The sequence below is a fragment of the Chryseobacterium hagamense genome (assembly GCF_007991455.1).
Lineage (GTDB): Bacteria > Bacteroidota > Bacteroidia > Flavobacteriales > Weeksellaceae > Chryseobacterium > Chryseobacterium hagamense.
This window is the reverse complement of sequence record NZ_BJYJ01000055.1, coordinates 1-10,195: the sequence shown is the minus strand read 5'-3', so window position 1 is coordinate 10,195 and position 10,195 is coordinate 1. Positions and strand designations below refer to the sequence as shown.

Below are 10,195 nucleotides of genomic sequence, written 5' to 3'. Positions count from 1 at the left end.
CCCTTCCAAAAGAGGGGAATTTTTATCGGAGCAATTTTCATTTATGAATCCGGTAATGGTTTATACTTTCCACTTACCAAAAAAAACTTAAATTAGTCCAAAATTAAACACAAATGTCAGAAAAACAAATGCTCACCCATATACAGGGCATCATTATTTACCGCAATTTTGTTGAAAACTTACCTTATAACCCTCATCTCAAACCTTTAATAAAGGAAAAGAGAAAATTAGGTATTTTATCGGAAGTCTTGTTTTGGAAACAGGTCCGAAATAAAAACTTTCACCATATTGATTTTGACAGACAAAGAATAATTGGTAATTATATTGTTGATTTTTATGTAAAATCATTAGGTCTGGTTGTTGAAATTGATGGGGTTAGTCACGATTTCAAGCATGAATATGATTTAGAAAGGGCAAAGTTTCTGGAGAATCTGGGTTTGAGAATTTTTAGAATCACCGATTTCGATGTGAAGCAAAACCTCTCAGTAGCAATGACTGCTCTCGAGAATTTTATTATTGAACACTACAGTTCTTAAATAATAAGTGGTTTTTAGAAGGGGTGGTTTGGATGAAACCGGCATAAACCACCCCGTCAAAATTTTTTAAATTTTGCTACCCTCCAAAGGAGGGGAATTTTATTAAAAAAGGCTTTCATCCACAAAATTAGGGAGCGTCACCTTCAGTTTCGGTTCGGCTTCCATGGCTCTTTTGATGGCGAATACGGCGCCTTCGTTTCTAGCCCAGCTTCTGCGGGAGATTCCGTTGTTGACGTCCCAGAAGAGCATGGATTTTAATCTGCGGTCGGCATCGTCGCTGCCGTCGAGCAGCATTCCGAAACCGCCGTTGATCACTTCGCCCCAGCCTACCCCGCCGCCATTGTGGATGGATACCCAGGTAGCGCCGCGGAAACTGTCGCCAATCACGTTGTGGATGGCCATATCTGCGGTAAAACGCGAACCGTCATAAATATTGGAGGTCTCGCGGTACGGCGAATCGGTTCCGGAAACATCGTGGTGGTCACGGCCCAGGACTACCGGTCCGATCTCGCCGTTCCGGATGGCTTTGTTGAATGCTCCGGCAATCTTCATTCTTCCTTCGGCATCGGCATACAGGATCCTCGCCTGCGAACCGACTACCAATTTGTTTTCCTGAGCGCCTTTGATCCACCGGATGTTGTCTTTCATCTGCTGCTGGATCTCTTCAGGGGAATTCTGCTGGATTTCCTCCAATACCGCACAGGCGATCGCATCGGTCTTCTGCAGGTCCTCCGGATTTCCGCTGGCACAGACCCAACGGAACGGGCCGAAGCCGTAATCGAAGCACATCGGCCCCATGATATCCTGAACATAAGAAGGGAATTTGAATTCCCTGCCGAGCGCCGGATGATCCGCCATCACATCGGCTCCGGCCCGGGAGGCTTCCAACAGGAAGGCGTTTCCATAGTCGAAGAAATAAGTTCCTTTTTCCGTATGCTTATTAATGGCTTCGGCATGCCTTCTCAGGGTTTCCTGGACTTTCTCTTTAAAAAGTTCCGGATCTTCCGCCATCATCCGGTTGGATTCCTCAAAGCTTTGCCCGGCAGGGTAATAACCGCCCGCCCAAGGATTGTGGAGCGAAGTCTGATCCGAACCGATATCGATTCTTAAATTCTCCTGATCGAATTTCTCCCAAACCTCAACGATATTTCCGAGATACGCCAGGGAAACCGTTTCCTTATTTTCCTGTGCGGTTTTTACCCGGGCCACCAGTTCATCCAGGTTTTCGTGAATCTCGTTCACCCATTTCTGTTCGTGGCGGATTCTGGTAATCTTCGGATTCACTTCCGCACAGACCGTTACGCAACCGGCAATATTACCGGCTTTCGGCTGAGCACCGGACATCCCGCCCAATCCTGAAGTGACGAACAGACCGCCCTTCGGTTCTTTATTGATTTTCCTGAAAGCATTCAGGACAGTAATGGTTGTTCCGTGTACGATGCCCTGCGGACCGATGTACATATAGCTGCCCGCTGTCATCTGCCCGTATTGCGTTACACCCAAAGCATTGAACTTTTCCCAGTCGTCCGGCTTGGAGTAATTCGGGATCATCATCCCGTTGGTCACCACCACCCTCGGTGCGTCTTTATGCGACGGGAACAATCCCATCGGGTGACCGGAATACATCACGAGCGTCTGCTCATCCGTCATCTCCGACAGGTATTTCATGGTTAAAAGATACTGGGCCCAGTTGGAGAACACCGCGCCATTCCCGCCGTAAGTGATCAGTTCGTGGGGATGCTGCGCCACCGCATAATCCAGGTTGTTCTGGATCATCAGCATGATGGCTTTGGCCTGTTCTGATTTTCCCGGGTATTCTGAAATCGGTCTTGCCTTCATCTCATAATCGGGACGGAAGCGGTACATGTAGATCCTTCCGTATTGTTCCAGCTCTTCCCTGAATTCCGGCAGCAGTTCCGCATGAAACTGAGGTTCGAAATAACGCAGCGCATTTTTCAACGCTAATTTTTTCTCTTCTTCCCCTAAAATCTCCTTCCGCTTCGGCGCGTGATTGATCTGTGTTTCGTAAGGTTTCGGCTGCGGCAATGTGCCCGGAATGCCCTGCTGTATCTGTTCCTGGAATGTCATATCGTTTTGATCGTTGTTTATTTTTGTGGTTTTAAAGATATTCAAATTAGAAAATCCGTGCAACCTTTGTCATCAAGTTCTGTCCAATCCGAAAAGAGAATAATGGTTAAATACTAAAAAGACAGGTAGGATCAGCTAAATAAGTCGACACGACAGACATTCCCTCTGGTGCGGAGGGATAGCGAAAATTCACAGAATTTTTGACGGCTGGTTTCGTGCTTTGCCTTGGTTTAACCTAGACTCTTTCTCTGCAACCACCCCGTCTCCGGCCTTCGGCCGGAGCCACCCCTCCAGAGGATGGGAATTGCGGTAAAGGGTAGAAAAAGCGGTGCGATATTGTTTTTTCGTGTTTTTAAAAGTCATTTTGCCGGAAATATTATCACTTCTTTAAACAAAAAACCCCACTGGAAATTCAGTGAGGTTTATGAAGATCTGCTCTTTCAGATTTAATTGTTGTTTTTAACCAGGATCCAGCCGGTAAAGGTTCTTCCGTCCGGAAGGGTAATCACATACCAATAGCTGGAGGTTGGGATGGCTCTGCCTTTGAGGGTTCCGTCCCAAAAGAATTCGGTGTTGGAGCTCTGTTCAAAGATCAGGGCCTGATAGCGGTCGAATATCTTAACGTTCGACATTCTGTTTCCGAAGACCTGAAGGTTCTTAACGATCCAGTGGTCATTCATTCCGTCTCCGTTCGGCGTGATGGCATTTTTTATATCCAGTACAACGCCCTGTTGTTTGACGATACAATCGCTGCCTGTAAACCTTACATAGAAGGTTGTAACCCCGTTCGGAAGGTTGTAGAACATGTTGGATGCCTGCCAGGTAATCCCGTCGATCGAGTACTCCATCGGTTTTGTTCCGGTAGCCTGTACCGTTGCCGTGTTGCCGTTGAACTGAAGATTTTCGATTACCGGAACCTCGTAATGCTTTATTTCAAAGGTATCGGTGTAGGAGCATCCGTTGCTGGCCGTCACCGTCAGCGTGTAGGTTCCTACTATTTTGATTCCTGTGATGGTATCGGTCGTTGAAATGACCTGTCCTGCCGGATTCGTCCAGGTGTAGCTTACGATGGTAAACCCTTCGATTTTCACTTTATAATCCAGAGATCCTTCCGGACAGAAATACAGAGTCGGAATATCAAATACCGGCGTATTCTTCAGCGAAAGCTTGATCTGCACCACATTCGGGCATGAGCCGGGAGCACTTACTTTTACATATACAGTGTCTGAACCCGCACCCTGGGTATAAGTAAAGTTAGCCGGTGTTGCAATAGCGTTGGTTCCTGCATTAAGGTCAGCCAAAGACGGATAATAGGTAAAAGTCCCATTTGTTCCTGTATAGATCTGATTCTGGAACTGGGTCAGGTCTACATTTTCCGTACCATTGTTTCCGGTATCACAGGCAGCAAGCTGGAACGGACCGCTGTTCTGCAGGGTCAGTTTATTTCCCAGGACGAAGCTGACTGTAGCAATATCCTGGCATCCCGGAATATTCTGCACCCTCACCCAAATTTGCGCAGGGAAAGGATTGGCTGTGAAATCGGAAGGATTCGAGATGGCATTTGTATTGTTCTGGGCATCCTGCTGGGTAAGATAGAAGGTAAATACATTGGCCGGATTCGGAAGATCCACCATTTGCCCGGTAAAGTTTACAAGATTGACTTCATAGCTTCCGTCCAGGTTTTCATCACATACCGTAATCGTGGAATTGATGGCTTTCGGCGGGAAATAGGTATTCAGCTGAATAGGAGCTACTGAATAACATCCGGTGGTTTTAGACTGGAATCTCGCCCATACCTGAACCGAAGAAACATTGGTGGTCACGGTGCTCCCGATCTGGGTGGCAGGAGCCCCGGCATTGGCTTCGGCCGCAGTATTGTAATACGTAATGGTTATATCAGATAACGCATAAGTATTTTGTGAGGCCAAGAACATCTGGGAAGTAGCATCGCCCAGCTGGAAGGTTTCACTCAGGTTGAAATCTTCGTCACAACGGTTCAACGTCGCATTATTCAGCACCACTGCCGGTAAAAAGGTCATGCTGATGTTCAGCTTTGATACCGAAAAGCATTCGTTATTGTTAAATTTAACCTTGACGTAAACCGTTGCACTTCCTCCGGAAACGGCAAACTGGTTTGGATTTGTAATTTCATTGGAAAAAGTCTGGGTAGCCGCATTGTAATTCAAATAATACGTAAAACTTACATTCGGACTGGAAGTAATCTGGCTCTGTGCGCTGGTCAGGTTATAGTTTTCAACACCGTCGTTGTTATTGTCACAGATGTTGGTTAAATCAATATTGACCTGCGCATTAACCACCGGGGTCGACGTTAAGCTTACCGTAAACGGATAGACCTGCTGGCAGTTATAAGAATTGATCTTAACAAAAAACTGCTTGGTTCCGTTCAGCGTATAGGCATTTACCGGATTTGTGCCCGCCCCCGCATCGGCAGCCGTAAGATAGAAGGTGGTAGTAGCATTCTGATTCCCGATGATCGCTGAAGAAAACTGGGACAATTGTATATTTTCCGAATTGTCATTATTAAAATCGCAAACCGTAAAGCCGGACTGAACAATTACCGGATGCACCAGATTTACATTGATAGGCCGTATGGTATAGCAGTCGTCCGAGATCTCGAAACGGACATAATACGTCTGTGTTACAAAATTACCGTCCGTCGTGATGGTCTGGTTCGGACTGATCGGGGCGGTTCCGAGCGTTGCCGCAACAAAGGTGGAATAAAATTCAGTAACCGGAACGGTAGCCGGTGACAGCAACATGCCGGTGGAAAGGGTATTTAAATTGATACTGACATCATCGGTTCCGTTGAAACAGATATACTCCGTTTTTTCATTAGCCAGGATTTTTGTAAAAGTGATGTTCATATTCACCGCAGCCACGGCAAAACATCCGTTCGGGATCTGAACCCTGATGTAAACGGTATAGGTCCCTTCTTTAATGGTATTCAGGACGGTGCCGGTTCCGCTGAAAGCTTCATCATAGGTGCCATAAGCCGCAAAGGTGGCTCCCTGGGTGGTCGTAATCAAAGGGCCGATCGTCAATGGAAAATCGAACGGCTCCTGATTGTCTGCATTGATATCACATTTCGTCAACGGAAAACTGACCGGTGAATTCATGTTGACGCCCGGCCTGAACTGGAAGTTTACCGGTCCTAAAATATAGGTACAGCTTCCGTCTGCCAGTCTTACCCAAATCTGAGTGTTGGCGGTAATTGTTGCAGCGGTAATGGGATTGGTATTATTCTGTGCATTCGACTGGGTGGCAAAATAGGTAATCCCGGTAGTTCCCGGAGCAAAAAGTTCCGTATTCAACAAATTTAAATTATAATTGGGTTCTGTTCCGTCATTATTGGTATCGCAGACCTGTACGGTACTTTTCAGCAGATTTTTGGTAAGGAAATTCAACGTGAGAACCGCCACTCGGTAACAGTTCGGAACGTTCGGATTCTGGATCCTTACATATAAAACGGTGTTGGCACTTAATGTATAATTATTCGGTAAGGCCCCTATATTGTTCTGGGCGTTCTGCAGGCTCGTATGGAAACTGAACGTAAAGTTCGCCGGATTCTGGGTCGTTACATTGGCCTGAAAGCTGTTCAGGGTAAGACTGACCGGCGTATTTCCACAGAAATTCTGGGTATAATTTTTAGCGGCCGGATAAGTGGCATCGAAAGTCAGCGGGAAATCATCCGTTAGCGTAAGATTACTGGTCCCGCAGCTGTTGAAGACCACATTTGCCGTAAAAACATCGCTCTGGGTCGGGCATATCGTGGTCTGAATACCTGTTCCGACAGTGTTCCCTGAAGAATCGGTCCAGGTTACCTGCGGCTCAATCACATTACCCAGCGGATTGAACTTCCAGCCTTCCTGCAGAGCCTGCCAGGTTCCTGTATTTCTGCTGGCAGGAGATACCCCCTGGCTGCCATCACTGTTCAGTACGCCGATCAGGGCATTCGGAAACTTTCTGGTCGGACATGGCGTAAGCTTTTTATCCACAAAAACCTCGATGATATTCGTTGTTTCGTGCAGGACGATCTGTGATGAAGAACGCTCGGTACATCCCGCTACCCTTCCTTCATAAAAGCTGATGACGAACTTCCTGAAAGGAGCAGTACCGGTGGTGGCATAGTAAATCTCCGATGCATCATTCGCCGAAAAAACCATATCGTGATAGACTCCGAAAATTGAATTTTTCGGCAAGCTGGCACTCGGATTCGGCCACTGCACATTCGGATAGTTGATGTTTCCCAACTGACTGAGATCAAAAGTGACCATGCCATTCGAGCCTACCACCAAAGCTTCGAAATATTGGTTGTAAAAACAGAACTTAAAAGGCAGGTCGAGCTTCACGGCAAAAAGATCATCATAGTTCGCATTCAGCGAAGTCCCCTGATTCATTGGTAGCGGCGGACTGTAAGGTTCAGCAGCCACCTCATATCCCGTAGTCTGCCGGATTACCGGATATTCCGTGTGAAGCGTGATGCAACCATTGGCATCAAGACCGTTTGTACAGGTTACATTGAGACTTTCATTCCCAAGATTATCTTTCACTTTTACCCCCGCAGGCGCCTGTGAAAATCCGTAAGCACTGATAAGTACTGATAAAAAACGTAAAATTTTCCCCATAACTGTATGTTTATTTCTCCCCTTTTAGATATAAATTTAGTAATTTTTATGATATAATTTTCAATCATAACTATTTATTTATATAAAATTAATACCATAAAAGCATATAAAATTGTATTTCAATAATTTACATAATAAAAGCTTCATAAAAAAAACCTTACTTCGTAAAGTAAGGTTCATATTATCGTTAAGTAAGCAGTCTTAGGTTAACGTGAGTTTGACTGTAGTGACAGTCGGTTATTTGATTCAAAAAAAATAAAGCTCATTTAGTCGGAATTTTAAATAGTACTCATCTTATTACCACAAATAAAAGAAAGCAACAGCAAAGTGAGTCTGCTCCGGAGGGGTATCACGATTATAGCCCCGCATGGAGCCCGGGATTAAAAATCGAACGGCAGGCCAAGCCCCGGATGAGCGCAACCTTTTTTACAGAAACAAAAATAGATCTAATACCGCAGGCAGATCAGAACAACAATCTGTGTTTAATGATGACGCCCTTGCAGGGCTGAAGTCTCCTATAAATCATTTAACCCCGGGCCTTGCCGGGGTTATTGGTATTGCCCTCTCAGGGCTGAGTTATTTATATCTCGGATTTAAATTACTGAAAGTAGGCTAGATGCGATCGAACTCACGTTAGGTTAAGACATCATCATTCTGTTCTTCATGATCATCATCGTTATCGCTTATGCTCCAGTAATTGTTTTCCTCATCTTCGGAACCTGTCTCTTCCATGGCATCGTCATCTTCCACACCCGGAATATCAAGACCTTTATCGATCTTGTCTTCTTCTGCTTCCTCTTTTTCATTATAGACAGGCTTTCCGTTGCCATCCAGAGGAATATGCTCCTCCTGATTGAAAATATCTTCACTGGGCGTGTAATCTCTTTGCTCCAGTCTTCTTTCCTGTTCCTGTTCGCTGTTCTCAGATATCATAATGCTTTTGTTTTAGTGTGGATTAATGGAAACAAAAATAATTCCAAGATTTCGAATAAATTAAGAATATACTTCCGGATTGATACAGGCGGGCATCGGTTCCCGTTTTGAAAATGCGATCAGGTTTTCTGCTGCCACCTTTGCCATTCCGGTCCTTGCCTCCACCGTAGCCGACCCGATATGGGGAAGCACACAGACATTGGAAAGTTCTAGAATAGGATCTTCTTTAAAAATCGGTTCCGGATTTGTCACATCGAGACCGGCACCCCAGATTTTATGTTCCGCCAGTGCATCATACAGGTCTTTTTGGTTGTGGAAGCCGCCTCTTGCGGTATTGATGAAAATAGAATTTTCCTTCATCCGTTCAAAAACCCCGGCACTGAAAAGTTCTTTCTGCTCCGGTTTAAAGTTGGCATGAATGCTGAGGACATCCGACTGGGTAATCAGTTCATCAAAAGATACATATTTTGCCCCCAGTTCTTTTTCTGCTTCTTCATTGTGGCTTCGGTTATGGTAGATGATCTCCATTCCGAAAGCAGCCTTCGATTTCCTGGCCATCTCCATTCCGATCCTTCCCAACCCGAAGATTCCCAGCGTTTTCCCGTACAGCTCCTGCCCCAGCGCATGAAGCGGATCAAAATCGCCCCAGTTGCCCGATTTTACTTTCTCAAAGTTGTAACTGGCCCTTCTCGCCACCGACTGCATCAGTAAAAATGCGACATCGGAAGTGGCTTTGCTTAAAACATCCGGGGTATTGCCTACCGGAATCCCTTTTTCAACAGCTGCTTTTACATCCACATGGTCGAAACCTACGGAATATAAAGCAATGGCTTTTAAATCGGGACATTCATTGAAAAAGTCTTTATCGTATCTGAATTCGCCGCCCACACTCAGGATCAGATCGGTGCTTTTGCAGTAATTCAGCCATTCTTCGTGTGATAAATTTTCGTGCTCCGGAATAAAAATTTCCAATCCCGCTTCTTTCAGCATACGGATTCCTTCTTCAGGGATTCTTTTGGTGATAAACACTTTCATACTTAATTATTTTATCGGATTTACTTTTCTTTAAAAGTTTTGAATCAACAAAAAGCAAACCACAAACGTTCTTCTTCAACAAAGCAAAACCTCATTCCCATGATCCGGAATAAGGTTTTGTTCTATCGTTTTTCTGTTAACCTTCTGATATGGAAACAGAATAAATTGTATATCTTTTACCTCTTTACTGGTTGGTGTTTCCGAGCATCGGAACAAATTTATAGGCTCCGAATTCCTCTTTTTCAAATTCGGTCGGGGAAGCTTTGCTGAAGCGGTAAAGCACCTGTTCATCAGTCGGTCCCAAAGGAATTACCATTTTACCGCCAACCTTCAATTGTTTCAGCAGTTCTGTCGGTAAAACGGAAGCCCCGCAGGTAACTATAATCTTATCGAAGGGCGCAAAGGTAGGCAGTCCGGCAAAACCGTCGCCGAAGCTTTGGAACTTAGGGTACAGATTCATCTCACGCAGCTTTTTCTTTGAGAAATCAAAAAGGTCTTTCTGTCTTTCCACCGTGTATACATGGGCTTTCATGGCCAGCAGAACCGCCGTCTGGTATCCGCATCCTGTTCCGATCTCCAGTACTTTTTCACCCGGTTTTACCTGCAGCAGCTCCGACTGTTCCGCGACTGTGGAAGGATGGGAAATCGTCTGGTGCGCCAGAATGGGAAATGCCCGGTCTTCATAAGCAAAATCTTCAAAAATACTTTCGATAAAAAGATGCCTCGGAACTTCATTCATAGCGGCGAGTACCCGCTCATCGGAGATTCCGATCCTGTTCCGCAGATAATCTACCAAAATCTTTCTTTTTCCTTTATGTACAAATGAGTCCTGCATCATGGGCGCTGTTAGGTTACGGAGTAATTTCCACAAAAATATAAAAACATTCACTACCTGTCAAGTCCGGGAGCCATAGGAGTATATTAAATTATACGGGTACGGTCGAAATTTAAGAAGCT

Annotated in this window: 6 protein-coding genes; 1 reads left to right on the top strand and 5 read right to left on the bottom strand. The window is 45.2% G+C overall.

The window, feature by feature from the left end:
• Positions 1–113 precede the first annotated feature (113 nt).
• The gene (locus CHA01nite_RS19890) at positions 114–536 is read left to right on the top strand and encodes an endonuclease domain-containing protein (RefSeq protein WP_146944658.1); all 423 of its coding nucleotides are present in this window, start codon (positions 114–116) and stop codon (positions 534–536) included.
• A gap of 102 nt (positions 537–638) precedes the next feature.
• Here the strand turns inward: CHA01nite_RS19890 and hutU are convergent, their stop codons facing one another.
• From hutU to CHA01nite_RS19865, 5 genes are all read right to left on the bottom strand, one after another.
• Positions 639–2,624 carry a urocanate hydratase gene (gene hutU, locus CHA01nite_RS19885; protein ID WP_146944655.1) on the bottom strand — a complete coding sequence of 662 codons (1,986 nt, stop codon included), beginning with the start codon at positions 2,622–2,624 and terminating at the stop codon, positions 639–641.
• A gap of 446 nt (positions 2,625–3,070) precedes the next feature.
• Positions 3,071–7,270: an FIDD domain-containing protein gene (locus tag CHA01nite_RS19880; protein ID WP_146944653.1), complete on the bottom strand. Its 4,200-nt coding sequence runs from the start codon at positions 7,268–7,270 to the stop codon at positions 3,071–3,073.
• Between the two features lie 633 nt (positions 7,271–7,903).
• Positions 7,904–8,203 carry a hypothetical protein gene (locus tag CHA01nite_RS19875; RefSeq protein WP_146944651.1) on the bottom strand — a complete coding sequence of 100 codons (300 nt, stop codon included), beginning with the start codon at positions 8,201–8,203 and terminating at the stop codon, positions 7,904–7,906.
• Between the two features lie 60 nt (positions 8,204–8,263).
• Positions 8,264–9,238 (bottom strand): 2-hydroxyacid dehydrogenase, encoded by a 975-nt coding sequence (locus CHA01nite_RS19870; RefSeq protein ID WP_146944649.1) that lies wholly within the window; start codon positions 9,236–9,238, stop codon positions 8,264–8,266.
• Between the two features lie 184 nt (positions 9,239–9,422).
• Positions 9,423–10,073 (bottom strand): protein-L-isoaspartate(D-aspartate) O-methyltransferase, encoded by a 651-nt coding sequence (locus tag CHA01nite_RS19865; protein WP_146944660.1) that lies wholly within the window; start codon positions 10,071–10,073, stop codon positions 9,423–9,425.
• Between the last annotated feature and the right edge of the window lie 122 nt (positions 10,074–10,195).